A 512-nucleotide genomic window follows, 5' to 3' on the forward strand; every position below is an offset into this window, starting at 1 on the left:
GACCTGACCGATGACCAGATCTGGAACCTCAAACGCGGCGGCCACGACTACCGCAAGGTCTACGCCGCCTACAAGGCCGCCACCGAATTCAAGGGCAAACCCACCGTCATCCTCGCCCACACCGTCAAGGGCTACGGCCTCGGCCCGCACTTCGAGGGCCGCAACGCGACCCACCAGATGAAGAAACTGACCCAGGATGACCTGAAGAAGTTCCGCGACCACCTCCGGATCCCCGTCACCGACGAACAGATCGAGAACGACGCGTACCGGCCGCCGTACTACCACCCCGGTAACGACGCCCCGGAAATCAAGTACATGATGGAACGCCGCGCCGCCCTCGGCGGGTCCGTCCCGGAGCGCCGGAACACCCACGCCGAAATCGCCTTGCCGGACGCGAAGTCCTACGAGGTGGCCAAGCGCGGATCCGGCAAGCAACAGGCCGCCACCACCATGGCCTTCGTCCGCCTGCTCAAGGACCTGATGCGGGATAAGAACTTCGGCAAGCACATCGC

1 protein-coding gene is annotated in these 512 nt (G+C 64.5%); it reads left to right on the top strand.

Annotation, left to right across the window (positions count from 1 at the left end; genetic code table 11):
* On the top strand, positions 1-512 hold a 512-nt coding region (locus ACR65K_RS20635), incomplete at both ends, for a thiamine pyrophosphate-binding protein (RefSeq protein ID WP_494568039.1).

This window comes from Arthrobacter sp. SAFR-179, assembly GCF_059414945.1.